At 68.2% G+C, this 25,172-nt stretch carries 22 protein-coding genes; 14 read left to right on the forward strand and 8 right to left on the reverse strand.

What is annotated here, in order from left to right:
- Positions 1–109: 109 nt before the first annotated feature.
- The 6 genes from pdxR to WJU27_RS12750 all read left to right on the forward strand — a co-directional run bounded on the left by pdxR (position 110) and on the right by WJU27_RS12750 (position 6,416).
- The gene (pdxR, locus tag WJU27_RS12725) at positions 110–1,597 is read left to right on the forward strand and encodes a MocR-like pyridoxine biosynthesis transcription factor PdxR (protein ID WP_341422337.1); all 1,488 of its coding nucleotides are present in this window, start codon (positions 110–112) and stop codon (positions 1,595–1,597) included.
- Positions 1,598–1,709: 112 nt separating this feature from the next.
- Positions 1,710–1,967, forward strand: coding sequence for a type II toxin-antitoxin system Phd/YefM family antitoxin (locus WJU27_RS12730; protein ID WP_024300641.1), 258 nt, complete (start codon positions 1,710–1,712; stop codon positions 1,965–1,967).
- A 2-nt stretch (positions 1,968–1,969) separates the two neighbouring features.
- Positions 1,970–2,392 (forward strand): type II toxin-antitoxin system VapC family toxin, encoded by a 423-nt coding sequence (locus WJU27_RS12735; RefSeq protein WP_019915318.1) that lies wholly within the window; start codon positions 1,970–1,972, stop codon positions 2,390–2,392.
- A 160-nt stretch (positions 2,393–2,552) separates the two neighbouring features.
- A complete protein-coding gene (locus WJU27_RS12740) occupies positions 2,553–4,685 on the forward strand; it encodes a molybdopterin-containing oxidoreductase family protein (protein WP_020163387.1) in 2,133 nt (710 codons plus the stop codon).
- A gap of 3 nt (positions 4,686–4,688) precedes the next feature.
- Positions 4,689–4,994, forward strand: coding sequence for a ferredoxin family protein (locus WJU27_RS12745; protein WP_304006741.1), 306 nt, complete (start codon positions 4,689–4,691; stop codon positions 4,992–4,994).
- Between the two features lie 6 nt (positions 4,995–5,000).
- Positions 5,001–6,416, forward strand: coding sequence for an FAD-dependent oxidoreductase (locus WJU27_RS12750; RefSeq protein ID WP_341422338.1), 1,416 nt, complete (start codon positions 5,001–5,003; stop codon positions 6,414–6,416).
- A 260-nt stretch (positions 6,417–6,676) separates the two neighbouring features.
- On the opposite strand, the gene WJU27_RS12755 is transcribed toward WJU27_RS12750, so the two are convergent.
- Together WJU27_RS12755 and WJU27_RS12760 are read right to left on the reverse strand one after the other, a co-directional pair.
- Complete coding sequence (locus WJU27_RS12755; protein ID WP_341422339.1) at positions 6,677–7,936, reverse strand: Hsp70 family protein; 1,260 nt, start codon at positions 7,934–7,936, stop codon at positions 6,677–6,679.
- A 61-nt stretch (positions 7,937–7,997) separates the two neighbouring features.
- A complete protein-coding gene (locus WJU27_RS12760) occupies positions 7,998–8,846 on the reverse strand; it encodes an ATP-grasp domain-containing protein (protein WP_341422340.1) in 849 nt (282 codons plus the stop codon).
- A gap of 239 nt (positions 8,847–9,085) precedes the next feature.
- Between WJU27_RS12760 and WJU27_RS12765 the strand changes: the two genes are divergently transcribed.
- From WJU27_RS12765 to WJU27_RS12780, 4 genes are all read left to right on the forward strand, one after another.
- Positions 9,086–11,602 (forward strand): sensor domain-containing protein, encoded by a 2,517-nt coding sequence (locus WJU27_RS12765; RefSeq protein WP_341422341.1) that lies wholly within the window; start codon positions 9,086–9,088, stop codon positions 11,600–11,602.
- Between the two features lie 62 nt (positions 11,603–11,664).
- Complete coding sequence (locus tag WJU27_RS12770; RefSeq protein ID WP_341422342.1) at positions 11,665–14,304, forward strand: EAL domain-containing protein; 2,640 nt, start codon at positions 11,665–11,667, stop codon at positions 14,302–14,304.
- 108 nt (positions 14,305–14,412) lie between these two features.
- Complete coding sequence (locus WJU27_RS12775; protein ID WP_341422343.1) at positions 14,413–14,895, forward strand: VOC family protein; 483 nt, start codon at positions 14,413–14,415, stop codon at positions 14,893–14,895.
- Positions 14,896–15,261, forward strand: a complete 366-nt coding sequence (locus WJU27_RS12780; RefSeq protein WP_341422344.1) for a YciI family protein — start codon at positions 14,896–14,898, stop codon at positions 15,259–15,261.
- Between the two features lie 352 nt (positions 15,262–15,613).
- Here WJU27_RS12780 and msrA read toward each other — a convergent pair whose 3' ends face one another.
- Together msrA and msrB are read right to left on the reverse strand one after the other, a co-directional pair.
- The gene (gene msrA / locus WJU27_RS12785; protein ID WP_341422345.1) at positions 15,614–16,210 is read right to left on the reverse strand and encodes a peptide-methionine (S)-S-oxide reductase MsrA; all 597 of its coding nucleotides are present in this window, start codon (positions 16,208–16,210) and stop codon (positions 15,614–15,616) included.
- Entirely contained in the window at positions 16,207–16,680 is a 474-nt protein-coding gene (gene msrB / locus WJU27_RS12790) for a peptide-methionine (R)-S-oxide reductase MsrB (RefSeq protein ID WP_341422346.1), read from the reverse strand. The genes msrA and msrB overlap by 4 nt, the downstream gene beginning before the upstream one ends.
- A 233-nt stretch (positions 16,681–16,913) precedes the next feature.
- Between msrB and WJU27_RS12795 the strand changes: the two genes are divergently transcribed.
- The 4 genes from WJU27_RS12795 to WJU27_RS12810 all read left to right on the forward strand — a co-directional run bounded on the left by WJU27_RS12795 (position 16,914) and on the right by WJU27_RS12810 (position 20,637).
- Entirely contained in the window at positions 16,914–17,639 is a 726-nt protein-coding gene (locus tag WJU27_RS12795; RefSeq protein ID WP_341422347.1) for a CDP-alcohol phosphatidyltransferase family protein, read from the forward strand.
- Positions 17,633–18,232: a lysophospholipid acyltransferase family protein gene (locus WJU27_RS12800; RefSeq protein ID WP_341422348.1), complete on the forward strand. Its 600-nt coding sequence runs from the start codon at positions 17,633–17,635 to the stop codon at positions 18,230–18,232. The genes WJU27_RS12795 and WJU27_RS12800 overlap by 7 nt, the downstream gene beginning before the upstream one ends.
- A 30-nt stretch (positions 18,233–18,262) precedes the next feature.
- Positions 18,263–19,207 carry a phosphatidate cytidylyltransferase gene (locus WJU27_RS12805; protein WP_341422349.1) on the forward strand — a complete coding sequence of 315 codons (945 nt, stop codon included), beginning with the start codon at positions 18,263–18,265 and terminating at the stop codon, positions 19,205–19,207.
- 107 nt (positions 19,208–19,314) lie between these two features.
- Positions 19,315–20,637, forward strand: a complete 1,323-nt coding sequence (locus WJU27_RS12810; RefSeq protein WP_341422350.1) for a hemolysin family protein — start codon at positions 19,315–19,317, stop codon at positions 20,635–20,637.
- A gap of 920 nt (positions 20,638–21,557) precedes the next feature.
- Here WJU27_RS12810 and WJU27_RS12815 read toward each other — a convergent pair.
- From WJU27_RS12815 to WJU27_RS12830, 4 genes are all read right to left on the reverse strand, one after another.
- Positions 21,558–22,829, reverse strand: a complete 1,272-nt coding sequence (locus WJU27_RS12815; protein WP_341422444.1) for an RNA polymerase sigma factor — start codon at positions 22,827–22,829, stop codon at positions 21,558–21,560.
- Positions 22,830–22,879: 50 nt separating this feature from the next.
- Positions 22,880–23,287 carry a YciI family protein gene (locus WJU27_RS12820; protein ID WP_020163364.1) on the reverse strand — a complete coding sequence of 136 codons (408 nt, stop codon included), beginning with the start codon at positions 23,285–23,287 and terminating at the stop codon, positions 22,880–22,882.
- Positions 23,288–23,611: 324 nt separating this feature from the next.
- Positions 23,612–24,628 carry a magnesium transporter gene (locus tag WJU27_RS12825; protein ID WP_341422351.1) on the reverse strand — a complete coding sequence of 339 codons (1,017 nt, stop codon included), beginning with the start codon at positions 24,626–24,628 and terminating at the stop codon, positions 23,612–23,614.
- Between the two features lie 67 nt (positions 24,629–24,695).
- Positions 24,696–25,133, reverse strand: coding sequence for a hypothetical protein (locus tag WJU27_RS12830; RefSeq protein ID WP_304013033.1), 438 nt, complete (start codon positions 25,131–25,133; stop codon positions 24,696–24,698).
- Positions 25,134–25,172 lie beyond the last annotated feature (39 nt).

Raw genomic sequence — 25,172 nt, forward strand, 5'->3', positions numbered from 1 at the left:
TGCCTGCCTCTTTGGATATAGACCTCGCGATCGAGCGTTGCCGGTTGGCGCGCGGTCTGCTGTTAATCTCGCGGAAAGCGGGCGACCCAACGGTCGCCGGAACGTCGCCATGCGAGCTCACGCCGTGCACCTTCCCATCCTCGTAGACCCGACCCTGGACAGCACGCTGCAGGCGCAGATCGTCGCGCAGATGCGCGCGCTGATCGAGCACCACCTGCTGCCGCCCGGCGCACCGGTGCCGGCGACGCGCGACCTCGGGCGACAGATCGGCGTATCGCGCAATACGGTCACCGCCGCCTACGAGGAACTGATCGCGCAGGGCTATCTGTACACCGAGCGTGCGGTCGGCACCTTCGTCGCGAAGACGCTGCCGGACACCCTGATCCGCTCGCCGGACAGCATCGACGATCTGCGCAGCGGCGCCGAACACCGCGCGCTGAACCTGCCGCTGCCCTATGGCGGCCGCGGCCTGACCGGCCTGCATCGTCCGGCCCAGCCCGGCCTCGCAACGGACTTCGTGTTCGGCCGCGCCGACCCGCGCAGCTTTCCGGAACGCATCTGGCGCAAGCTCATCGTCGAATGCCTGGGCGGCGCCGCCGAGCGGATGAGCGAGTACAGCCACCCGGCCGGTCTGCCCGAACTGCGCCAGCTCATCGTTAACCACCTCGCCACCACGCGCGGCATGGTGGCCTCGACCGAACAGCTGCTGCTGGTGGCCGGTTTCCAGCAGGGCATAGATCTGGTGGCTCACCTGTTCGTCGGCACCCGCACGCCGGTCGTGATGGAAGCGCCGACATACCGCGGTGCGGCCTTCCTGTTCGAAAGCTACGGCGCCCAGGTGATTCCGGTGGCGGTCGACGCGCACGGCGTGGATGTGCGCCAGCTGCCGCAGCGGCGGGTGAAGCTGGTCTATGTCACGCCGTCGCACCAGTTCCCGACCGGCGGCACCATGCCGCTGCACCGGCGCCTCGCGCTGCTCGAATGGGCCGCGCGCAACGGCGCCTACATCCTGGAAATCGACTACGACGCCGACTACCGCTACGAAGGCGCGCCGCTGCCGACGCTGCAGTCGCTCGACCGCAACGGCTGCGTCATCTACGTCAATTCATTCACCCGCACGCTCGGCCCCGGCCTGCGCATCGGCTACATGCTGCTGCCGCGTGACCTGGTGCGCACCGCGGTGACCATCAAGTCGCTGATGGACAACGGCCTGCCCTGGCTGGAACAGGCCACGCTGGCACAGTTCATCCGCGACGGCAGTTACGACACCCACCTGCGCCGGCTGCGCACCGCCCACGAAGCGCGGCGCAACGCGCTGGTCGGCGCACTGCGCACGCGTCTGCCCGAAGTGCGCGTCCAGGGCGCCGACGCCGGCCAGCACGTTCTGCTGCGCCTGCCCGAATCCTGTCCGCCGGCGGTCGAGGTTCAGGCCGCCGCACGCGGCTTCGGCACCGGCGTCTATCCGCTGTCCGACAGCCCGGTCTGGTTCCACGAAGGGCTGCCGGGGCACGAACGCTGCCTGATGCTGGGCTACGGGCACCTGGCAGAGGCGCAGATCGAGCGCGGCATCGACGGGCTGGCGCAGGCGCTCTCCTGAGCGCATGTTTCCGTCGCGAGCCGGGCAGTTGAAGCCGGATGCCGACCGACGGTTTGACAGCGCGCGCGGGCGCTGAAAAACTAGTCAGAAATCTAGTCTGTTGGAGGTGATCATGGACGCATGGCCTGTTCAGGATGCAAAAGCACGCTTCAGCGAATTTCTCGATGCCTGCCTGTCCGAGGGACCGCAGATGGTGACCCGCCGCGGCATCGAAGCAGCGGTACTGGTACCGGTACAGGAATGGCGCAGGCTGCAGTCGGCAGCACGCCCGTCGCTGAAGGCACTGCTGCTGTCCGACGATGCCCGCGCCGAGTCGCTGGCACCGCCGCGCGGGCGCGCCCGGCGGCGGCCGGTGGAAGCGCTCAAGTGACGATGTACCTGCTCGATACCAACGTCGTGTCCGAACTGCGCCGGCCGCGGCCACACGGTGGCGTCGTGGCCTGGCTGCAGTCCATCGACGACGCAAGTCTTTTCCTGTCGGCGGTGACGGTCGGAGAAATCCAGGCAGGAATAGAATTGACGCGCGAGCAGGACGCGGTCAAGGCGGCCGAGATCGAAGCGTGGCTGGATCAGGTCGCCAGCGCCTACAACGTACTGCCGATGGATGCGACGGCATTCAGACGCTGGGCAGCACTGATGCACCGCAAGTCCGACACGCTGTACGAGGACGCGATGATCGCAGCCACTGCGCTGACCCACGGCCTGACTGTCGCGTCGCGCAATGTGGCCGATTTCAAGGCGCTCGGCGTCGAGGCCTTCAATCCGTTCTCGCGATCGGCCACAGCCACCGACTGAAGGAAGGGGACGCCACCCGCTGGCACCATCGTTTTTTCTCCGACTGGCCCTGTCTCCCCTCCCCGCCACTGACTAACTTTCATCCGGCAGACATCGGGACCGGGCTCCGCAGAGGGCCCGCCCATCCGCCCCTTGTCACCTTTTCTACCGGGAGAAAGCCATGTCCACCCATTCGAGCGAAACCCTTGTCGTGCGCGGCGCCTGTCCGCAGGATTGCCCCGATACCTGTGCTTTCCTGTACCACGTCGAGGACGGCAAGCTGGTCGAGGTGACCGGCGACCCGGACCACCCGATGACGCGCGGCGGGCTGTGCGTGAAGCTGAAGAACTTCGCCGAGCACCACTACAACCCGGACCGTCTGCTGTACCCGATGAAGCGGGTCGGCCCCAAGGGTTCGGGCATGTTCGAGCGCATCAGCTGGGACGAGGCGCTGGCGACCATCAAGTCGAAGTGGACCGACATCATTGCGCAGTACGGCACGCAGGCCATCATGCCGCACGCCTACCTCGGCCATCAGGGCACGCTGAACGGGCTGACCGCCGGCGACGCCTTCTTCAACCGGCTGGGTTCGACCGTGGCCGAGAAGACCTACTGCGAATCCGGTTCATCGACCGCCTGGATCATGACGGTGGGGCCGACCGGCGGCATGGACGTCGAAAGTCTGGCGGTGTCGAAGTACATCATCGTGTGGGGCATGAACATGCTCAACACCAATCTGCACGGCTGGCCCTTCGTGCTGAAGGCCAAGGCGGCCGGCGCCAAGATCGTGGTGATCGACCCGGTGCGCACCCGCACCGCCAAGCAGGCCGACTGGCACATCCGCATCAAGCCGGGCACCGACGCCGCGCTGGCACTGGGCATGATGAACGTGATCATCAGCGAGGACCTGTACGACCACGACTACGTCGAGAAATACACGCTGGGTTTCGACCAGCTGAAGGCGCGCGCGGCGGAATTTCCGCCCGAGCGGGTATCCGACATCACCGGCATTCCGGTGGTGGACATCCTGACGCTGGCGCGCGAATACGCCGGCACGCAGCGCTCGGCGATACGCCAGGGCGTAGCGGTCGAGCGTAGCCCGGGCGGCGGCGACGCGGTGCGCGCGATCACCTGCCTGCCGGCGCTGACTGGCGCCTGGCGCTATCCGGGCGGCGGCACCATAGAAATGCCGATCTGGGAATTTCCGTTCAAGTTCGACTTCATGTGCCGGCCGGACTGGATTCCGCCGGGCACCCGCGTGATCAACGAACTGGACCTCGGCGCCGCGCTGACCGGTGCGATGCCGCTCGATCCGCCGATCAAGTCGCTGTTCGTCTACAACTCCAACCCGGTGTCGCAGGCGCCGGGCGCCGGCACCATCGTCGAGGGCCTGCAGCGCGAAGACCTGTTCATGGTGTGCAGCGAACTGTTCATCACCGATACCGCCAAGTACGCCGACATCCTGCTGCCGGCGACCATGCAGGCCGAGCAGCTGGACATCATGGTGACCTGGGGCCACCTCTACATGCACCTGAACCAGCCGGCGATCGCGCCGCCGGGCGAGTGCGTGCCCAATGTCGAACTGTTCCGCCGGCTGGCGAAGACCATGGGCTTCACCGACGAGCACTGGGATCTCGACGACTGGGAAATGCTGCGCCGCTGCTACGACTGGGACGCGCCGGTCATGAAGGGCATCACGCTGGAGACGCTGAAGGAAAAGGGCTGGATGCGGCTCGACGTCGGGCTGCCGGACGAGCGCACACCGCATGCCACCGGCGACTTCAAGACGCCCTCGGGCAAGTGCGAATTCGCGTCCAGCCTGGCGGCCGGCGGCAACTTCGTCGTACCGGTCTGGCGCTCCGGCTACGAGGCGATGCAGCCGGGCACGCCGGTCGACCCGGTGCCCAACTACATCCCGTCGGTCGAAACCATGATGCCGGACGGCGCCAGCGCCTTCCCGATCAATCTGGTGTCGCCCAAGCCGCACGCCTTCCTGAACACGCAGTACGCGAACGAGCCGACGCAGCAGCGCCGCCAGGGCGAACAGATCATCGTCATCCACCCGATCGACGCCGGCCCGCGCAGCATCGAACAGGGCAGCTATGTGCGCGTGTTCAACGACCGCGGCGCCTTCGAGGCGCGCGCCGAAGTGAGCGAGGACGTGTCACCCGGACTGATGATGACCAATGTCGGTCACTGGCCGGGACTGAACCGCAGCGGCACCGCGGTCAACTCGACCACCTCGACCCGGCACTGCAATCTCGGCCAGGCAGGCACCTATTCCGACAACCGCGTCGACGTACAGAGGGTTTGAAACATGACCCATGTCGTGACTGACAACTGCCGCGGCTGCCGCTACACCGACTGCGTGGCGAGCTGCCCGGTGGCCTGCTTCCATGTGAACGAGGTGCGCGTCTATATCGACCCGGCGGTGTGCATCGACTGCAGCGCCTGCATCCCGGCCTGCCCGGTGCACGCCATCGTCGAGGAATTCGACCTGGCGGACGACCAGCAGCACTGGATACGCATCAATGCCGAGGCGGCGCAGCGCTATCCGGTCATCCGCGCCCGCCTGCCGCCGCTCGACGGCGCCGACGCGCGGCGGCAGCAGCTGGGACTGTGATGCGCGATGGCCATACCCGGAACTGAAGGCCACCCGCTGCGCGTGGCCGTGGTTGGCAGCGGGCCCGGCGGCTTCTACGCCGCCGAGGCCCTGCTGGAAAGCGGCCTGCAGGTGGAGATCGACCTGATCGAACGCCTGCCCGTACCTTTCGGCCTGGTGCGCTTCGGCGTCGCGCCGGACCACGCGAAACTGAAGTCGGTCACCGCGGTGTTTGCGCAGATCGCCGAAGATCCGCGGCTGCGCTTCTTCGGCAATGTCGAGCTCGGGCGCGATGTGTCGGCGCAGCAGCTGGGCGCGCTCTACCACGCGGTGATCGTCGCCACCGGTGCGGCCGGCGACCGCCGGCTCGGCATCGCCGGCGAGCACCTGGCCGGCGTGCATGCGGCCGGCGATTTCGTCGGCTGGTACAACGGCCGGCCGGAATGCGCCGACCTCGAATTCGATCTGCAACAGGAGGTCGCGGTCGTGATCGGCCAGGGCAATGTGGCGATCGACGTCTGCCGCATCCTCGCCAGCCCGGTCGATGCCTTGCGTCGCACCGACATCGCCGCCCATGCGCTCGACGCCCTGGCGCAGTCACGCATACGCGAAATCCATCTGGTCGGCCGGCGCGGACCGGTGCAGGCGAAGTTCACGCCGAAGGAGCTGCGCGAACTGGGCACCCTGCCCGGCTGGCAGCCACGCGTCGATCCAGCGGCACTCGTGCTCAACGACGCCAGCCAGGCCGAACTGGCGCTGCCGGGCTTCGTTCACGCCCCGCGCAACCTGGACATCCTGCGCGGCTTCGCGCAGACGCCCGCCGACGACGGGCGGCGCTCCTTGCATCTGCACTTCCACCGCGCGCCGGTGGCGCTGAGCGGCCAGTCGCGCGTCGAACAGATCGAACTGGAGGCGCAGGCGCTGTCGGGCGAGCCCGGCACGCAGTCCGCGACGCCGACCGGCGAGCGGCTGAGCCTGCCGGCCGGGCTGGTGCTGCGCAGCGTCGGCTACCGCGGCACGCCACTGCCCGGCCTGCCCTTCGATCTGGTGCGCGGCGCGCTGCCGCATCGCGACGGTCGCGTCATCGACACCGGCGGCAAGGTGCTGCGCGGCTGGTATGCAACGGGCTGGATCAAGCGCGGCCCGACCGGCGTCATCGGCACCAACCGCGCCGACAGCGTGGACACGGTGGCGAGCCTGCTGGCCGACCTGGCCGCGCTTGACGCACCGAAAGCCGGACGCGCCGGCCTGGTGGCGCAACTGGCATCCGACCGCAGACGGGTGGTCGATTTCGCCGGGTGGCGCGCGATAGCGCAGGCGGAAGCCGAGCGCGGACGCGCAGGCGGAAAACCGGCAGAGAAGTTCGTCCGCGTCGAAGACATGCTGGATGCCGCCGCGCTTGCCGGAGCCCCGCAGTCGATCGAGCCCGCTTGCTCTCACTAGCGGCCTGAATACAAGCCCGCGGCCTGCCTGAGCTGCATCGCGACCAAGGTCGCTCCCACAAGTAATGCGCCCGATCCATGGCTGGCGCCAGGGCCGGGTTTCTGTGGGAGGGGTCTTCTGACCCCTGCAGCCGCCTGGATCGAAGCCGGCGGCTGGCCGGAGCCGCATCGCGGCCAAGGCCGCTCCCACAATAGCACTCGCGAATCGCGGTTCGGCCGGGGTTGGCGGGAGCGAGCTTGCTCGCGATTCCGACCTGAAGGTCAGGCGCTGCCGTAACGCTGGCGTGCCACCACGGCGAGACCGCAGCCGACGCTGCCGTACAGATCGCCCTCGACCGGCTGCGCGTCCGGAAAGCGCGCGGCCAGCGCCTGGCGCAGTGCCGGCACGCCGCTGGAGCCGCCGGTGAAGAACAGCGTATCGACCGCCGGCGGCGCGAGGCCGGCCTGGGCGACGCAGGCGAGCGCGGCGTCGCCGACACGGGCGATCTCGGCGGCGATGGCATCCTCGAACGCGGCACGACTGACCGGTACGTGCAGGCCCACCTCGGCCACATCCAGGTCGAGGTCGACCCGGGGCGTGTCCGACAGTGCAATCTTCGCCGCTTCCGAGCGGATCGCCAGATGGTGGCCACTGCGCTCACGCAGCACGCGCAACAGACGGTCGAAGCGGCGGCCGTCGACCACGTCGCGCGCCATGTCCTGCAGACCCGGCAGCACGTCGCGGCGGTAGGCCAGGTGGATGGTGTGCCAGGTGGCGAGGTTGAAGTAGGTGCTGTTGGGCAGCACGGCGCCGCTGGCCAGCAGGCCGCCCATGCCCAGCTCGGGCATCACGCAGGCAAGCGACAGACGCTTGTCGAAATCGGTGCCGCCGATGTGCACGCCGGTATTGCCCAGCAGGTCGGCGCTGCGATCGACATGGCGTCGGCGCTCCGGTGACAGCCGCACCAGCGAGAAGTCCGAGGTGCCGCCGCCGATGTCGACCACCAGCACCAGCGATTCGCGTTCGACCGTCTGTTCGAAGGCGTGCGCGGCGGCGATCGGCTCGAACTGGAAGCTCACGTCGCGAAAGCCGGCGCGGCGAACGATGTCGGCCAGCGTGTCTTCGGCCAGCTTGTCCGCCTCGGCGTCGTCGTCGACGAAGCGCACCGGGCGGCCGACCACCACCTGTTCGAAGCGCGTTTGCGCCGCCGCCTCGGCGCGCTTCTTCACTTCGCCGATGAAGCCACCGATCAGATCGCGGAAAGCCAGGTGACGGCCGCCGACGTCGGTACCGGCGTCCATCAGGCCGCTGCCGAGCAGGCTTTTCATCGAACGCATCAGCCGGCCTTCGAAACCTTCGAGGTATTCGGTCAGCGCGGCGCGGCCGACCGCCATCGAATCCTCGTCGAGATTGAAGAACACCGCCGACGGCAGCGTGGGCTTGCCGTCTTCGAGCGGCAGCAGGCGGGCCAGCGGACCGTCGTGGATGGCGGCGGTGGAATTCGAGGTGCCGAAGTCGATGCTGCAGGCGGAGGTGTTCATCGGGCAGTGCGGTGGTGCGGAAGGCCGCGCAGCGTACGGGGGCGGCGCACCGCGCGCAAGTTCAGCATGCCGCCGCACGCACGATTTCGGCGAGCGCGCGTTCGCTGCCCGGTGCGGTGTCGAAGAAGAGCGAGGGCTCGATCAGTTCCAGCTCGATCAGCACCGGCCGGCCATCGAGCCGCAGCATGTCGACGCGGGCGTAGGCGCAGACGCCGGGTGCGGCTGCCAGTGCGGCCTCGGCCAGCGCGAATTCGTCGGCGGCCGGCGCGTGTGCGCTGGCCACCCCGCCCCAGATGTCCTGGCAGCGGTAGTCGCCGGCCTGCGGCACCTTGCGCACCGCGTGCGAATAGCGGCCGCCGAAGAAGATGAGCGACACCTCGCCGTCGGCGATGCCCGGCACGAAGGGCTGCAGCAGCACGTCGCCCTCGGCAGCCAGCGCGCGCAGGTGATCGGCGCAGGCGGCGCTGTCGGCCGCACCGCGGAAGGCACCGAAGGCGCCTATCGACACCGCCGGCTTCACCACCACCTCGCCGCCGCCGAATTCCGCCAGCGCCAGCGCGACCGACTCGCAGTGTTGCTCGATGAAACGCGTCGGCACGATGTCCACACCGCGCGCCGCGAGCTCGAACAGGTAGCGCTTGTGGCTGTTCCACTCGATCACCGGCAGCGGATTGAGCAGCCGCGTCTGCGCATCGATCCGCCGTGCCCAGGCAAGGAATTCGGGCAGACGCGTGTGGTAGTCCCAGGGTGATCGCAGCAGCACGCAGCGGTAAGGCGACCAGTCGACGTCGGCGTCCCACGACACGATGTCTATGGGCACCCCGCAGGCAGCCATCAGCAGTTCGGCGTCGCTGTCCGGCTTGGGCATATCGGCGCACGTGACAAAGGCGATGGTCGGGCGGGCGCTCATGGCGGGGGCATCCTTGCGGGCAGCGTTCAGGGAGGCGCCATGATACCGGCGCACGAGGCCGGAACAGGGCTGCAGCGCGGAAGTTGTCGGCGAACGGCTCGCCCGCGCCATCCCGCTGAAAGAAAACAAAGATCCGGTCGGAAAAGTACAGTTCCGGCCGGCTCGCGCCGATATCTCTAGCGCGCGAGGCAGATCCGCGCGCACGATATGAGCGGCAGCACAGTGAGAGCAGCAAAACAGTGAATTCGATCGAGAAAATCCAGAGCGCAGCGTGCCCCGAGGTCTGTCCGCTCGCGCCTGGCGGGAGCGACAAACGCTTCCACCTGCTGTTCGACCGGATACCCGACCCGATGCTGCTGCTCGACGCCGAATCAGGCGTATTCACCGACTGGAACCCGGCGGCGATGCGCATGCTGAACTTCCCGGCCCGCGAGGAGGTGATCGCGCTGCGTCCGGCCGACATCTCGCCGGCGCACCAGCCGGATGGCCGTGCGTCCGACGACAAGGCGCGCGAAATGATGGACATCGCGCGGCGCGAAGGCAGCCACCGCTTCGAGTGGACCCTCTGCAGCCCGTATCGCAGCGAGGTCGTGATCGAGGTGCTGCTGACCACCATCGCCATCGACGGCCGCGAGGTGTTCATCACCACCTGGCGCGACCTCAGTCAGCAGAAGCGCACCGAACGTGACCTGCTGGCCAACAAGCTGCGCTGGAAGTTCGCGCTGGAAGGTGCCGGCGACGGCGTGTGGGACTGGAACATCCAGGACGGCACCGTGTTCTTCAGCCCGCGCTGGAAAACCATGCTGGGCTACGAGGAACAGGACATCGGCAACGCGCTGTCCGAATGGTCGGAACGGGTACACCCGGACGACCTGCCGCGGGTGATGGCCGACGTGCAGGCCCACCTCGACGGCCGCACGCCGGGCTACCGCAACGAACATCGCATGCTCTGCCGCAACGGCGAATACAAGTGGATACTGGACCGCGGCAAGGTGGTCAGCAGCGATGCCGACGGTCGGCCCCTGCGCATGGTGGGCACCCATACCGACATCACCGAACGTCGCCGCGTGCAGACCGAACTCGAGCGCGCCGAAGCCACCCAGCGCGCGCTGCTCGACGCGATGGCCGACGGCGTTTTCGTTGCGCAGGAGCACCGCTTCGTCTTCGTCAACCCGGCCCTGCCACGCATGCTGGGCTATACCGTCGAGGAATTCACCGGCCTGCATTTCGCCGACGTATTGCACCCCGACTTCCTCGAACTGTGGAGCGAGCGCTACGAGCGCCGCATCGGTTCCGGGCCGGAACCGCAACGTCGCTACGAGGTGCAGTTGCTGAACCGCGACGGCGACCGGCCGCTGTGGATCGAGCTGATCGCCTCGCGTTTCACCTATCGCGACGAGCCCGCCGTGCTCGGCATCGTGCGCGACATCAGCGACAAGAAGATCAACGAACAGACCATCTGGAAGCAGGCCAACTACGACGCGCTGACCAATCTGCCCAACCGTCACCTGCTGCTGCATCACCTGCGCCAGGAAATGCGACTGAGCCAGCGCAGCGGTCGCCAGCTGGCGGTGCTGTTCATCGACCTCGACCGCTTCAAGGAGGTGAACGACACGCTGGGCCACCCGGCCGGCGACAGCCTGCTGCAGCAGGCGGCCCAGCGCATCACCGGCTGCATGCGCGACACCGACGCGGTAGCCCGTTTCGGCGGCGACGAATTCGCGGTGGTGCTGGGCGGGCTGGAGCACCCGGACGTCGTCGAGCAGATCGCCGGAAAGATACTGAGCGCACTGCACCAGCCTTTCCAGCTGTTCAACGAACTGGTCTATGTGTCGGCTTCGATCGGCATCACGCTGTATCCGGACAGCGCGCAGAGCCAGGAGGATCTGCTGAAGCAGGCCGATCAGGCGATGTACGACGCCAAGCGCGCCGGACGCAACCGGATGAGCTATTTCACGCCGTCGATGCAGGCCAGTTCCGTACGCCGTCTGCGCCTGGTGTCGGACATGCACACCGCGCTGACCACCGGCCAGTTCCACCTGGTCTATCAGCCCATCGTCGAGATCGCGACCGGCCGCGTGCGCAAGGCCGAAGCACTGATGCGCTGGCAGCACCCCGAACGCGGCCACGTGTCGCCGACCGAATTCATACCGATCGCCGAGGAAACCGGTCTCGTCCTGCCGATGGGAGACTGGATCACGCGCACCGCGGTCGGTTTCGCGCGCCATCTGCAGCAGCGCCTCGGCGACACGGTGCAGATCAGCATCAATCATTCGCCGCTGCAGCTGCGCAATCGCAACGGCGACTACCCCGGTGTGGTCGAGCTGCTGCGCAAGCTCGACGCGCCGGGCAGTCTGGTGGCGGTCGAAATCACCGAGGGCATGCTGGTCGAGGCCGACGAACCGGCGCTCGACTGCCTTTACGCGATGCGCGACGCCGGCGTCCAGGTGTCGCTGGACGACTTCGGCACCGGCTATTCCTCGCTGTCCTACCTGAAGAAGTTCGACATCGATTACCTGAAGATCGATCAGTCCTTCGTGCGCGGTCTGTCGCGCGACTCCAGCGAGCTTGCACTGTGCGAGGCGATGATCGTGATGGCCCACAAGCTGGGCATGCAGGTGATCGCCGAGGGCGTCGAAACCATCCACCAGCTCGAGCTGCTGCGTGCGGCACACTGTGACTACGCACAGGGTTACCTGTTCTCGCGACCGCTGCCGGCCGAACACTTTGAAGCCTGGTTGCGCGAGAATGGCTGAAATGCACCATGCGTCCGGCGCGCTGCCGGATGGCCCCGCAGCCCGCACGTCAAATAGAGAGAATGGCACTAGACCTCATCAAGGCCACCGCACTGATCCTGGCGCTCAGCCTGCTGCAGGGTTTCAATTCCCGCTTCTGGGGTGAGCGCCACGCCGCCCGGGCCATCGGCTCCGGCCTGATCTTCGGCGTCATGTGCGTGGTCGGCATGATGATGCCGATCACCCTCACCCCCGGCGTCATCTTCGACGGTCGTTCCGCCGTGCTCAGCATGGCTGCGCTGTTCGGTGGCCCGGCGGTGGGCGCCATCGCCGGCGCCGTGGCCGCCGCCTACCGCCTGCACCTGGGCGGCGGCGGCGCGCTGGTCGGCGTCGGCGTCATTACCGTTTCGGTGCTGCTCGGCCTGCTGATGCGCGTGTTGGTCCGCAGCGGAAAGGTCACGCCGGGCTTCCTGTCCTTCCTCGGCCTCGGTGTGGTGGTGCATGTCGTGGCGCTGCTGTTCTTCCTCGGGCTGCCGGGCGAAACCGCCAAACGCGTGTTCGAGATGCTGGCCTTGCCCTATCTGCTCACGCTGGCGCCGGCCACCGCGCTGCTCGGCATGCTGCTGCTGGACCTCGACGAACGTCAGCGCACGGGCAAGGCACTGCGCGACAGCGAAGCGCGCATGCGGGCGATCACCGAAGCGGTGCCCGACGTGCTGATGGTGCTCGACGAGGACGGGCGCTATCTGAAGATACGCGCACCGGACGAAAAGCTGCTCGTCGCCGACGCAGAGTCGCTGAGCGGCAAGCTGATGACCGATGTGCTGCCGCCGGAAAAGGCGGCCATGTTTCAGGACTACGTGCGCCGGACACTGCAGTCCGACAGCGCGCAGATGCTCGAGTACACGCTGGACACGCAGGGCGGTCCACGCGTTTTCGAGGCGCGCGCCAGAGCGCTCGACGCCCCCTTCGAAGGCCGCCGCGCGGTGGTGCTGCTGACGCGCGACATCACCGACCGCGTGCGGCTGGAGGAAGAACAGCGCATCGCCGCCATCGCCTTCGAATCGCAGCAGGGCATGATGATCACCGACGCCTACAGCGTCATCCTGCGCGTGAACAAGGCCTTCACCGCGATCACCGGATTCAGCGCCGAAGAGGCGATCGGGCAGCGCACCAGTCTGCTCGCATCCGGCCGGCACGACACCGCCTTCTACCGCGCCATGTGGTCCAAGCTGCACGCCGACGGCGTGTGGGAGGGCGAGATCTGGAACCGGCGACGCAACGGCGAGGTATACCCGGAGCGCTTGTCGATCAGCGCCGTGCGCAACGCCGACGGCATGGTGACGCACTACGTCGCCGCCTTCATGGACATCACCTTCAGCAAGGCCGCCGAGGACGAGATACGCCGGCTCGCCTTCTACGACGCACTGACCGGTCTGCCGAACCGCCGCCTGCTGTCCGACCGGCTCGGTCAGGCGATGGCGTCGACGTCGCGCACCTCGCGCCACGGCGCGCTGATGTTCATCGACCTCGACGACTTCAAGAACGTGAACGACCTGCTCGGTCACCACAACGGCGACCTGCTGCTGCAGAAGGCCGGTGCCCGGCTGCGCGACATCGTGCGCGAGACCGACACCGTCGCGCGCTTCGGCGGCGACGAATTCGTCGTGCTGCTGGCCGACCTGCCGGAGCACTCGATCGACGCCGCGCAACAGGCCGAGCGCGTGGCAGAGGCCATGCTGGCCGCACTCAATCGTCCCTACGTACTTGACGGTCAGACGCGCCAGACCAGCGCCAGCATCGGCATCGCGATGTTCAGCGGCAGCACGCATTCGATCGACGAAATGCTGCGGCGCGCCGACCTGTCGATGTACGAATCGAAGCAGCGCGGCAAGAACCGCCTGCACTTCTTCGACCCGGTCATGCAGGAAACCGTCACCGCGCGGCTTCGGCTCGAAGACGAAATACGCACCGGGCTGGCGACGCGGCAGTTCTGCGTGCACTACCAGGCGCAGGTCGAGAACGGTCGCGGCATCGTGTCTGCCGAAGCGCTCGCACGCTGGCGCCACCCCGAAAAGGGCTTCATCCCGCCGGTGCAGTTCATACCGGTTGCCGAACGCGCCGGCCTGATGCCCGCACTCGGCCTGCAGGTGATGGAGGACGCGCTGGAACAGCTCGCGCGCTGGGCGCGCAAACCGGAAACCGCCCATCTGTCGGTGGCGATCAACATCAGCGCCGCCCAGCTCTACCAGTCGGAATTCGCCGATTCGGTACTCGAAGCCATCACCCGCACCGGCGCGCCGCCGGGCAAGGTGGTGCTCGAACTGACCGAGTCCATCCTGCTCGGCGACGTCGATGGCGCGATCGACGTGATGCAGCGGCTGCGCGCACGCGGCATCCGCTTCTCGATCGACGACTTCGGCACCGGCTACTCGTCGCTGGCCTATCTGCAGAGCCTGCCGATCAACGAACTGAAGATAGACCGATCCTTCGTGCGCAACCTGCCAGCCAGCGAGGGCAATCTGGCCATCGTCCGCGCGGTGGTCGCGCTGGCCTCGGCGCTGGGTGTCAAGGTGATCGCCGAAGGCGTGGAAACGGAAGACGAGCGCAATGCGCTGGCCGGCAACGGCTGTCAGTTCTTCCAGGGCTACCTGTTCGCGCGGCCGCTGCCGGCCGACGAGTTCGAAGGTCTGTTGCGCGAGGATCTGCAGCGCACGCGCTGAAGCAGGCGGACATTCATCGGGCGTGCTGTCGATTTCGCGCCGGCTGCTTCGTCGACCGGGCAGGACCGGTGCGTGCCGGTCCACTTCACCCTCGAAGGAGATCCGGCCATGACCTCACCCCAGCCCGTGCCCGCGGGCATGCACACCGTCACCCCACACCTCGTCTGCGACAACGCGGCAGCCGCCATCGATTTCTACGTGCGCGCCTTCGGCGCGACGGAACTGATGCGCCTGCCCGGCAGCGAGGGCAGAATCCTGCATGCGCAGGTGCGCATCGGCGACTCGGCCGTCATGATCGTCGACGCCCACCCCGAATGGTTCATGCGCGACCCGAACAGCTACGGCGGCACACCGGTGGTGCTGCACCTGCAGGTGCCGGATGTCGACGCGCTGTTCGCCCGGGCGGTGGCCGCCGGAGCGACCGCGCAGATGGCGCCGGAAGAGATGTTCTGGGGCGATCGCTACTGCCGGGTGATCGACCCGAACGGTCATGTCTGGGCCATCGCCACCCATGTGCGCGACGTGAGCCCGGAAGAACTGCTCGCCGCCAGCGCCACGCCCTGCCCCGAAAGCGTCACCAAGGAGACCTGAATGCCGCACATGCTGCTCATCATCGAACCGGTCGGCCAGCGCGCCACCCGTACCGAAGCCGAAGGCCGCGACCTCTATGCACAGATGGTGGCTTTCGGCGAAGGCCTCGCCGCGCGCGGCCTGCTGATGGGGTCGGAATCGCTGCGCGTCGAGTCGACGCGCGTACAGGTTCGCGACGGCCGCGCCCAGGTGGTCGACGGCCCGTTTGCCGAAGCGAAGGAAATGATCGGTGGCTTCTTCATGCTCGCCACCGACGACCGGCAGCAGGCGCTGGACATCGCACTCGCCTGCCCCGCAGCCGCCTGGGCCACGGTCGAAGTCCGTGGCTTCGGCCCCTGCTTCGACGACAGCAAGGCGCCGGGCTGACAGCCGCTACGCGCAGGCAGCAGCGCTGTCGCGAGCAAGCTCGCTCCCACAAAAGCCTGGCCGCGGCGGCTGGTCAGGCATGTCCCGGCGGGAGCGACCTTGGCCGCGACACGGCCGTTGCAGTCCTCAGACTTCGATTCAGGCTGTTGTCGGGGTCAAGACCCCTCCCACAGAATCCGGCTCCAGCCACTGATCGCACAGGATTCTTGTGGGAGCGGCCTTGGCCGCGACGCGGCCGTCACAGTCCGCCGGCTCCGATACAGGCCGCAGTCGGGGTCAGAAGACCCCTCCCACAGAGTCCCGACCCAGGCCCAGGCGGCAGGTCGACGGCACCTCCTGCAGGAGCAACCGCCTACTTCACACCCCACAGTTCGCGCAGGCGCGCGTCCCGGCCGCAGCTCCAGCGGTAGTAGTTATAGCGGGCCGGGTTCTTGCGGTAGTAGTCCTGGTGATAGTCCTCGGCCGGATAGAAGGTGTCCGCCATGTGGATCTCGGTCACGATGGGGGCCTTGAACGGCTTGCTCTTTTCCAGCGCGGCGAGCGAGCGCCGGGCGGCGTCGAGCTGGGCGGCATCGTGGGCGAAGATGGCGGTGCGGTAGGGCGTGCCGATGTCACAGAACTGCCGGTTCTTCACTGTCGGGTCGATGCTGTGCCAGAACACGTCGAGCAGCCTGTCGTAACTCACCTTCGCCGGGTCGTACTCGATCTGCACCGCCTCGGCGTGGCCGGTGGTGTGCGACGACACCTCTTCGTAACTCGGGTTGGCAGTCTTGCCGCCGGTGTAGCCGGAGGTGGTCTTGAGCACGCCGTCGACCTTGTCGAAATCCGCCTCGACGCACCAGAAGCAGCCGCCGGCGAAGGTGGCGCGGGCGGTCGCCGCCTGCGCGCCGGCCAAACCTGACAGCGTGAGCGCTACGACGATGCCGGCCAGCAAGCGGGGGGTGTTCATGCCGCCGCCGGCGCGAAGCGCAGCGCCACGCCGTTGTTGCAGTAGCGCTTGCCGGTCGGCGCCGGTCCGTCGTTGAACAGGTGGCCCTGATGGCCGCCGCAGCGCGCGCAGTGGTATTCGGTACGCGGCAGGATGAGCTTGTAGTCGGTCTTCGTGCCGACTGCGCCCGGCAGCGCGGTGTGGAAGCTGGGCCAGCCGGTGCCGCTTTCGTACTTGGCGTCCGACGAGAACAGCGCGAGATCGCAGCCGGCGCAGTGGTAGGTGCCGCGGCGCTTCTCGGCATTGAGCGGGCTGCTGCCCGGGCGTTCGGTGTCTTCTTCGCGCAGTACGGCGTACTGCGCCGGTGTCAGGCGCTTCTTCCACTCGGCGTCGCTCAGTTTCAGCGGCGCCGGCGTGTCGGCGCGCAGCGGCAAGGTGGTAAGGCCCAGGCCCTGCAGCGCAAGCAGGCCGAGCAGTTGGCGGCGGTTCATCGTGTGTCCTCCACGGTGTCGTCCCTGTGCGGGACTGACTTTCGGACGCCGGAGCGCCGGGCGGGGTTCCGCTGGCGCCGCGTTCCGGGTCGATACCGCAGAAGACCGGGTACGGTGTCCGATGCTTACATCGACACGACGTAAGGGCAGGCGACGGCCCACCCATGACGCCGGCGTTCATTCCGGGCAGAATGCCAGCGCCGTATCCCACCACCCGTGCGGAGCCCAAGAACATGAACGATGCGGACGACCTGCCTCAAGTGAACGACGCGGACGAATACCGCCGTCCGAAAGACGATACGGACGAGAATCGCCGTCCGAAAGACGAAACGGACGAGAATCGCCGTCCGATTGCCGCCCGCTCGGCCGGCTGGGCGCAGCGCAGCGCGGCCTGGCTGGCGCGCACCGAGGTGACGCCGAACCAGATTTCGGTCGTCAGCATCCTGTTCGCTGCGGCCGGTGCGGCGCTGCTGCTGTGGTGGCCGACGCCCGCCGGGCTGGTCGGCTGCGCGCTGGCGATACAGGGGCGGCTGATCTGCAATCTGCTGGATGGCATGGTGGCGGTCGAGGGCGGAAAGAAGTCGGCGCTGGGTGCGCTGTACAACGAATTCCCGGACCGCGTCGCCGACTCGCTGCTCATCGTCGCGCTCGGCTACGCGGTCGGCTGGCCGGCGCTGGGCTGGTTCGGCGCGCTGGCGGCGGCGCTGACCGCCTATGTGCGGGTGTTCGGCGGCGCGCTCGGACTGGCGCAGAGCTTCCGCGGGCCGATGGCCAAGCAGCACCGGATGGCCGTGATGACCGCCGGCTGCCTGATCGGCGCCGGAGAACTGGCCTGGGCCGGCAGCCAGTGGGCGCTGCAGGCGGCCTGCGTGGTCATCGCCGCCGGTTCGGTGCTGACCTGCGTCACGCGCACGCAGGGCATCGCCTGCCAGCTCACCGCTGCGGGGCCGACATGCTGATTTCCGCGCTGCTGATCGGCATCACCCGCGCCCTGGTCGGTGCGGCGCCGCGCTGGCAGGGCAGCGCGCCGTCGCCCGCCCAGCGCATCTACTTCGCCAACCACTCCAGTCACATCGACACGCTGGCGCTGTGGTCGGCGCTGCCGCGCGATCTGCGCCGGCACACGCGGCCGGTGGCGGCCGCCGACTACTGGAACACCGACGCGGTGCGCCGCTGCATCGCAGTACGCGGGCTGAATGCGGTGTTCATCGAGCGCCAGCGCAGCGAGGCAACGAAAGACCCGCTGGCACCGCTGACCGAAGCGCTCGCCGCCGGCGATTCGCTGATCCTCTTTCCGGAAGGCACGCGCAATCTGCAGCCGCTGCCGGGGCCGTTCAAGGCGGGGCTGTTCCATCTGGCCGAGCGCTTCCCCGAGGTCGAACTGGTGCCCGTGTACCTGGAGAACCTGCATCGCTGCATGCCCAAGGGCACCTTCTTCCCGGTACCGTTGATCTGCACGGTGCGCTTCGGTGCGCCGCTGAGGCGCATCGCGGGCGACGACAAGGCGGACTTTCTCGAACGCGCCCGGCAGGCCGTGATCGATCTGGCCTGAACGGCCGCGCGACAACAAAAAGGAAACGGAATGAGCGCACAGGACAAGTTCTACTGGCTGATGGGCGGCATCGGTGCCGTGCTGCTGCTGTCCTCCTTCATCGGCTGGATGCTGTCGCGCCGGGTGCAGGGCGACAGCGGACGTGACGTCGTCGACAACCTGAATGCGCGCATCAAGGCCTGGTGGATCATGGTGGCCGTGTTCGCGGTCGCCTTCATGCTCGGCAAGATGGCCACCATCGTCATGTTCGCGCTCATATCGTGGTTCGCGCTGCGCGAATTCATGACGCTGACGCCAACCCGGCCGGGCGACCACCGCGCGCTGTCGGTGTCCTTCTTCATCGCGATTCCGCTGCAGTACGCGCTGATCGCCGACGAGTGGTACGCGCTGTTCTCCATCCTGATCCCGGTCTACGGCTTCCTGCTGCTGCCTTCGCTGTCGGTGCTGGCGCAGGACACCGAGCACTTCCTCGAACGCGCGGCCAAGATCCAGTGGGGCGTCATGCTGACGATCTACTGCATCAGCCACGTGCCGGCGCTGCTGCTGCTCGACATTCCGGACTACGCCGGCCAGAACGCGCTGCTGCTGTTCTACCTGCTGCTCGTGGTGCAGCTGAGCGACGTGCTGCAGTACGTGTTCGGCAAGCTGTTCGGCAAGACGAAGATCGCACCGGTGGTGAGCCCGTCGAAAACGGTGGAAGGTTTCGTCGGCGGCGCGCTGTCGGCCACCGCGATCGGCGCCGCGATGTGGTGGATCACGCCCTTCACGCCGCTGCAGGCGGCCGGCATGTCGGCCGCCATCGTCGTGATGGGTTTCCTCGGTGGGCTCGTGCTGTCGGCGGTCAAGCGCAGCCTGGGCGCCAAGGACTGGGGCAGCATGATCCAGGGCCACGGCGGCATGATGGACCGCATGGATTCGGTCAGCTTCGCCGCACCGGTGTTCTTCCACCTCACGCGCTATTTCTTCACGCCCTGATCGGACGCCGCTGGAGCGCGTTGCACGCCGGCAGGGGTCGTACCGTGGGGGATAATGGCCCCTCCTTCACACCGGAGCCACGCGTCGGACAGCGGGTGGCCTGCAGCATGGACGTAGCACTACTGTTTGCACTCATCCTGCTCAACGGCGTCTTCGCGATGTCGGAAATCGCCGTCGTGTCGTCGCGCAAGGCGCGCCTGATCGGTCTTGCCGAGGACGGCCACAAGGGGGCGCAGGCCGCCATACGGCTGCACGACGACCCGTCGAACTTCCTGTCGACGATACAGGTCGGCATCACGTCGATCGGCATCCTGAGCGGCGCCATGGGCGAAACGGTACTGGCCGATCCGCTGGCCGCCTGGCTGTCGGGATTCCCGCTGATCGAGCCCTATGCACGCACGGTGGCGCTGTCCGTCGTGGTGATCGGCATCACCTATTTCTCCGTCGTGGTCGGCGAACTGGTGCCGAAACGGCTGGCGCTGCTGGCGCCCGAAGGCATCGCCTCGCTCATTTCGCGGCCCATGGTGCTGCTGGCGCGCGTCGCGCGGCCGCTGGTGTGGGTGCTGTCGGTCACCAGCAACGCCATCCTGCGCATCGCAGGCGCGCGCCGCACCGACGAGCCGCCGATCACCGACGAGGAAATCAAGGTGCTGATGGGCCAGGGCGCCGAAGCGGGCGTGTTCCACCAGAGCGAACAGCAGATCGTGTCCAACGTGCTGCGCCTGGACGAACTGCGCGTCGGCGCCATCATGACGCCGCGCAAGGACATCCACGCGATCGACCTCGACGACCCGGAGGACGACATCCGCCGGCGCATCGCCGACAGCCCCTACAGCCGCGTGCTGGTGTGCCGCGACGGTCTCGAACACGTGCTCGGCGTGCTGCAGAGCGGCGCGCTGCTGAAGCAGTCGCTGGCCGGCGAAACGATAGACCGGCGCAGCATCGAGGCGCTGCTCGAAGCGCCGCTCTACGTGCCGGACACGGTCAGCACCGCACAACTGCTGGAGAACTTCCGTCGCACGCGCAAGCACCTTGCGCTGCTGGTCGATGAGTACGGCGACCTGCAGGGGCTGGTCACCGTCAACGACGTGCTCGCCGCCATCGTCGGCGACATGTCGGTGCCGGCGGCGCACGAGGAAGCGGACGTGGTGCAGCGCGCGGATGGCTCGTGGCTGGTCAACGGCGGCACGTCGATCGAGCGCGTCAAATCGGTGCTCGGCATCGACGACGCACTGCCGGGCGAGGACAGCGGAAACTTCCACACGGTGGGTGGACTGGTGCTGCACATGCTCGGCCGCATCCCGGTGGCCACCGATTTCTTCGAGGTCGCCGGCCTGCGCATCGAGGTAATGGACATGGACCGCAACCGCGTCGACAAGGTGCTGGTGCAGCGACTCGAACCGCTGCCTGCCTCGGTCGAGGCGGAGTAAGCCGACGTTCGCAAGCCGCGGACGCATGCACCACGCAGCAGCATGCGCCGGGCGGCTGCACCGCCCTTCGACCACCTGTCGCACCCGGTTGCACACCCTGAGCCGTCTGCGGAACAGGCGCAGTTGAAGTATTTGTGACAGCCCTTGCAGACAGGCGGACAAGGGCGATACTCGGCTCTCCTCCTCCACAGCAATGGCTGTGAGTTCTCAAAGGCGGCCTGCGGGCCGCCTTTTTTTTCGTCGGTGCGCTGGTTGTTTGCACGCCCTGTGGGAGCGGCCCTGGCCGCGACGCGGCCGCTGCTGTCCGCAGGCTTCGATACAGGCTGCTGTCGGGGTCAGAAGACCCCTCCCACAGAATCCCGCTCGGGCTCCGGCCGCAGGTCTGGACCATGCCCCTGTGGGAGCGGCCTTGGCCGCGACACGGCCGCTGTTGTCCGCAGGCTTCGATCCAGGCCGCTGTCGGGGTCAAGACCCCTCCCACAGAACCTCGCTCGGGCTCCGGCCGCAGGTCTGGCGCATGCCCCTGTGGGAGCAGCCTTGGCTGCGACACGGCCCCGCGCTCCGCGGGCCTCGATGCAGGCCGCCGTCGGGGTCAAGACCCCTCCCACAAAACCCCGCACGGGCTCCGGCCGCGCGTCTGGCGCATGCCCCTGTGGGAGCAGCCTCGGCTGCGACACGGCCCCGCGCTCCGCGGGCCTCGATGCAGGCCGCTGTCGGGGTCAAGACCCCTCCCACAGAGCCCCGCTCGGGCTCCGGCCGCAGGTCTGGCGCATGCCCCTGTGGGAGCAGCCTTGGCTGCGACACGGCCGTCGCGCTCCGGACCAGGCTGCTGTCCGGGCCGGAAGACCTCTCCCACAAACCCCGGCGCCGCGCTGATCGGTTTGGCCGCGCGCCGTCGCCGGGCACGGTCCGGCTGAGGGTCAGCGCGCTGCGTCCGCACTGACGCGGGCGCGTTCGGTCAGCAGTTCGCGCTCGCGTTCGTTCTGCGTCAGCGCGGCGGCGCGGCGGAACTCTTCGCAGGCTTCGCCGTGGCGGCCGAGCTTGGCCAGCAGGTCGCCACGTACGCCGGGCAGCAGGTGGTAGTGGCGTAGCGCCGCTTCGTCGCGCAGCGCGTCGGCGATCTCCAGCCCGGCGGCCGGGCCGAAGGCCATGCCGACGGCGACCGCGCGATTGAGTTCGACCACCGGTGACGGCGCGATCTGCGCCAGCGCGTCGTACAGCGCGGCGATGCGCGGCCAGTCGGTGTGGTCGGCGTGGGCGGCGCGCGCATGACAGGCGGCGATGGCGGCCTGCAGCGCATACGGGCCGTAGCCGCCGCCGAGCGCGTCGACGCGTTCCAGCGCGGCCAGCCCGCGGCGTATCAGCAGACGGTCCCAGCGCGTGCGGTCCTGTTCCAGCAGCAGCACCGGTGCGCCTCGAGCGTCGGTGCGCGCGTGCAGGCGTGAGGCCTGGATTTCCATCAGCGCCACCAGGCCGTGCACTTCGGCGACCTGCGGCGCCAGCTCTGCCAGTATGCGACCGAGGCGCAGGGCCTCTTCGCACAGCGCCGGTCGCATCCACTGCTCGCCGGCGGTGGCGGCATAGCCTTCGTTGAAGATGAGGTAGATCACCTTCAGCACGGCGTCGAGCCGCTCCCCCAGCTCCGCCGGCCCGGGCAGTTCGAAGGGCACGCGCGCCTCGCTCAGCGTGCGCTTGGCGCGCACGATGCGCTGCGCCAGCGTCGCCTCCGGCACCAGGAAGGCGCGCGCGATGTCCGGCGTGGCCAGGCCGCCGACCATCTTCAGCGTCAGCGCGACGCGCGCTTCCACCGACAGTACCGGGTGGCAGGCGACGAACATCAGGCGCAGCACGTCGTCGCCGATAGGCTCGTCGAGCGCACTGTCCGGGGCCGGTGGCGCGCCGTCCTGCAGCTGCGATTCGATTTCCCAGGTCAGCGCATCGGCCTTGGTCGCCTGCATGCTGCGGTGGCGCAGCAGGTCGAGCGCACGGTTCTTCGCGGTGGCGGTGAGCCAGGCGCCGGGGTTGTCCGGCACGCCCTTGTCGGGCCACTGTTCGAGCGCCGTCACCAGCGCGTCCTGCGCCAGTTCCTCGGCGAGGCCGACGTCGCGCACCATGCGCGCCAGCGCGCCGATGATGCGCGCCGACTCGATGCGCCAGACGGCGTCCAGCGTGCGGTGCAGGTCGGCCGTCATCGTCCGGTGTGCACCGTCGTCGTGGTCCCGTGCGTCATGCATCGTCTCCTTCAGGCCGTGTCCATCCGGCGGAAGCGTTCCACCGCCTCACCGGGTGCGAAGTCGTCCAGTTCGAACACCTGACGCACCTCGATCTCGGCGTCACGCCCCTCGCCGGCCGGGTTCGGAAAGCGGCGTGTCCAGTGCAACGCCTCTTCGCGCGAGGCGACCTGGATCAGCGTATAGCCGGCGATCAGCTCCTTCGTCTCGGCGAACGGGCCGTCGATGACGCTGCGCCCGGCATCGCGGTAACGCACGCGCCAGCCCTTCGAACTGGCCTGCAGCCCGGAGGCATCGAGCAGCACGCCGGCGCGCATCAGCTCTTCATGATAGGTGGCCATCGAAGCCATCAGTGCTTCCTCCGGCATGACACCCGCCTCGCTGTCCGCGGTGGCCTTGACGATGATCATGTAACGCATGGGAGCTCTCCTGGAGTCGGCGCGACAGGCGCCGTCGCAGGGTCGACGAGCGACCGGTGCGCGGATCGACAGCAGGGGCTGCAGTATGCCTATGTCGCGGCCAAGGCCGCTCCCACCGGGGCTGCCCCGACAGGGGGCGCGCCCGATCCGTTGCCGGAGGCGGGGTCTTGTGGGAGCGAGCTCGCTCGCGATAGCGGCCTCGATCGAAGCTCTGCCTCCCCCGCCAATGCAGGAGACGGAAAGACCTCCGCCCGCACACGCCCCTCTCCCGCTTCAGCGTGAGCGGGACCGCGGATGCGGGCCGAACTCGCAACCGGGCCGCGTTCACCCCTGCACCATCACCGCGCTCGCCACAGCGAAGTAGGTGAGCAGCGTCAGCAGATCCTGCACGATGGTGGCGAGCGGGCCGCTGCCGTAGGCGGGGTCGCTGCCCAGGCGGCCGAGCAGCCAGGGCAGGAAGAGACCTATCGTCGTCGCGATGCCGCCGGCCATCACCAGCGAGAGCGCCACCGCGAACGCCAGCGTCGGGTCGCCGAAGGCCAGCCAGACGCAGGGAAAGGTAAGCCCGCCCAGCACCAGTCCGATCAGCAGACCGGTGCGCACCTCGCCACCGATCAGCGCGCCGATCGACGCGTGGCTCAGCGACAGGCCACGCACCGCGACCGCTTCGGTCTGCGTGCCGATGGCGTCCGCCAGATAGACCAGCCCCGGCACGAAGAAGGCGAGCGCCGGACTCAGCGACAGCGTGCGCTCGAAGCCGGCCATGATGAAGGTGGCGAACATGCTGCCGGCCAGACCGATCAGCAGCCAGGGCAGACGGTGGCGCAGACGGCGCATCGGCGCCGATTCGATCGCCTCGCGCGCACGCCGCGTCTCGCGCGTGATGCCGGCGAGGCGGTGGATGTCCTCGACGTGCTCGCGACGCAGGATATGCAGCAGCGCGGTCGATGGCACGACGCCGAGCAGCCGGCCGTGCGTATCGACCACCGGCATCGCGTCGAGCACGTGATGCAGCGCCAGCGAGGCGACGCGCTCCTGGTCGGTGTGCGCATGCACGGTCGGGCAGTCACGCCGCATCACCGCGTCAATGCGTGCGCCCTGCCCCGCGCGGAACAGATCGGCCAGCGGCACGATGCCGATCAGGCTTTCGTCATCATCGACCACGCACACGACGTCGAGGCAGTCGTAGTGCCGGGCGCGCAGGTCGGCCAGCACCGCATCGACGGTCTGCGCCGGATGCACGCGCGGCACGGCGGCAAGCAGGTAACGGCCGGCGCTTTCGTCGGCAGGCAGAACGCTCGGCACCGACGGATCATTTGCAGGAGGGGCGTGGGCGCTCATGACGTGTTCCATCCAGACAGTGTTCCGCCATGGTGCCGCATCGCGCGGCACCTCGTCATGCGCAGGATCAGCCGGCCGCCGGCGCCGGCCAGACCGGGAACACGATGAGGCCAAAGATGGCGAGCAGCCAGAACACCGCCGACAAGGCGTAGGGTGCAAGCATGGTCACCAGCACCACGCCCTTCCAGTCGTCATGGTCGGGCGACGGAGCCAGTGCACCGGCCGTGAACGCCTCTTCCTGATAGAAGGTGACCAGCGTCGAGATGCGGTACTCGGCCAGCAGGAACAGCACCGACAGCACCAGCCCGACCACGCCGAGGCCGACCCGGTAGGGCGCGTGGGCCAGGAAGAGCGACCCGCCCTGCGAGAACGCGAACGCGAGCAGCGCCCCCAGCACGGCGGAAAACACCGTGAACATCGCGAAGCGCATCGTGCCGTAGTGGCGCGCGGTTTCGCCGGCGATGCGGGCGCGGGCGAGTTCGAGGGAGTCGTGATCGCTGCACATGACATTCGGCTCCAGGACTGAAGAGCGGACGATACGCCA

It is taken from the genome of Methyloversatilis sp. NSM2 (assembly GCF_038066675.1).
Taxonomy (GTDB): Bacteria; Pseudomonadota; Gammaproteobacteria; order Burkholderiales; family Rhodocyclaceae; genus Methyloversatilis; species Methyloversatilis discipulorum_A.

Excerpts from the sequence above, each read along its gene's own strand:
- WJU27_RS12810 (WP_341422350.1), top strand. The coding sequence starts at position 19,315 with ATGGACGTAGCACTACTGTTTGCACTCATCCTGCTCAACGGCGTCTTC.
- WJU27_RS12730 (WP_024300641.1), top strand. The coding sequence starts at position 1,710 with ATGGACGCATGGCCTGTTCAGGATGCAAAAGCACGCTTCAGCGAATTT.
- WJU27_RS12745 (WP_304006741.1), top strand. The coding sequence starts at position 4,689 with ATGACCCATGTCGTGACTGACAACTGCCGCGGCTGCCGCTACACCGAC.
- WJU27_RS12760 (WP_341422340.1), bottom strand. The coding sequence starts at position 8,846 with ATGAGCGCCCGCCCGACCATCGCCTTTGTCACGTGCGCCGATATGCCC.
- WJU27_RS12735 (WP_019915318.1), top strand. The coding sequence starts at position 1,970 with ATGTACCTGCTCGATACCAACGTCGTGTCCGAACTGCGCCGGCCGCGG.
- WJU27_RS12825 (WP_341422351.1), bottom strand. The coding sequence starts at position 24,628 with ATGAGCGCCCACGCCCCTCCTGCAAATGATCCGTCGGTGCCGAGCGTT.
- WJU27_RS12795 (WP_341422347.1), top strand. The coding sequence starts at position 16,914 with ATGAACGATGCGGACGACCTGCCTCAAGTGAACGACGCGGACGAATAC.
- msrA (WP_341422345.1), bottom strand. The coding sequence starts at position 16,210 with ATGAACACCCCCCGCTTGCTGGCCGGCATCGTCGTAGCGCTCACGCTG.
- WJU27_RS12780 (WP_341422344.1), top strand. The coding sequence starts at position 14,896 with ATGCCGCACATGCTGCTCATCATCGAACCGGTCGGCCAGCGCGCCACC.
- WJU27_RS12755 (WP_341422339.1), bottom strand. The coding sequence starts at position 7,936 with ATGAACACCTCCGCCTGCAGCATCGACTTCGGCACCTCGAATTCCACC.
- WJU27_RS12770 (WP_341422342.1), top strand. The coding sequence starts at position 11,665 with ATGGCACTAGACCTCATCAAGGCCACCGCACTGATCCTGGCGCTCAGC.
- msrB (WP_341422346.1), bottom strand. The coding sequence starts at position 16,680 with ATGAACCGCCGCCAACTGCTCGGCCTGCTTGCGCTGCAGGGCCTGGGC.
- WJU27_RS12820 (WP_020163364.1), bottom strand. The coding sequence starts at position 23,287 with ATGCGTTACATGATCATCGTCAAGGCCACCGCGGACAGCGAGGCGGGT.
- WJU27_RS12775 (WP_341422343.1), top strand. The coding sequence starts at position 14,413 with ATGACCTCACCCCAGCCCGTGCCCGCGGGCATGCACACCGTCACCCCA.
- WJU27_RS12815 (WP_341422444.1), bottom strand. The coding sequence starts at position 22,829 with ATGACGGCCGACCTGCACCGCACGCTGGACGCCGTCTGGCGCATCGAG.
- WJU27_RS12800 (WP_341422348.1), top strand. The coding sequence starts at position 17,633 with ATGCTGATTTCCGCGCTGCTGATCGGCATCACCCGCGCCCTGGTCGGT.
- WJU27_RS12830 (WP_304013033.1), bottom strand. The coding sequence starts at position 25,133 with ATGTGCAGCGATCACGACTCCCTCGAACTCGCCCGCGCCCGCATCGCC.
- WJU27_RS12805 (WP_341422349.1), top strand. The coding sequence starts at position 18,263 with ATGAGCGCACAGGACAAGTTCTACTGGCTGATGGGCGGCATCGGTGCC.
- pdxR (WP_341422337.1), top strand. The coding sequence starts at position 110 with ATGCGAGCTCACGCCGTGCACCTTCCCATCCTCGTAGACCCGACCCTG.
- WJU27_RS12750 (WP_341422338.1), top strand. The coding sequence starts at position 5,001 with ATGGCCATACCCGGAACTGAAGGCCACCCGCTGCGCGTGGCCGTGGTT.
- WJU27_RS12740 (WP_020163387.1), top strand. The coding sequence starts at position 2,553 with ATGTCCACCCATTCGAGCGAAACCCTTGTCGTGCGCGGCGCCTGTCCG.